Here is a 306-nt window from a genome sequence, read left to right as displayed (position 1 = left end):
CCTGCCTCCGATGGCACCCCTTACATCAAGGAGTGACGTGGACGTCGACTGGGACGCGTTACGCTGTCGAGCTCACGAACTGACGAAACGAGCTTACGTGCCGTACTCCCACTTCCCAGTGGGAGCAGCCGGGCTTGCCGAGGATGGTCGCGTCGTCGTCGGATGCAATGTGGAAAACGCTGGTTATGGCGTCACCTTGTGTGCAGAGTGCGGGCTTATCAGTGACCTCGTGGCCGGGGGTGGTGGGCACCTTCTCGCCTTCTGCTGCGTGGACGCTATGGGTGAGACGATCATGCCGTGTGGGCG

The 306-nt window shown here is 61.8% G+C and carries 1 protein-coding gene; it reads left to right on the top strand.

Annotated elements, in window-relative coordinates; genetic code table 11:
• Window positions 1-10 precede the first annotated feature (10 nt).
• Window positions 11-306, top strand: a 296-nt coding sequence (locus tag CUZ56_RS14865; protein ID WP_204250935.1) for a cytidine deaminase, incomplete at its 3' end; no start/stop codon positions are given.

Origin of the sequence: Saezia sanguinis (assembly GCF_003991585.1) — a bacterium.
Taxonomy (GTDB): Bacteria; Pseudomonadota; Gammaproteobacteria; order Burkholderiales; family Burkholderiaceae_C; genus Saezia; species Saezia sanguinis.
This window is presented reverse-complemented; position numbering and strand designations above follow the sequence as displayed.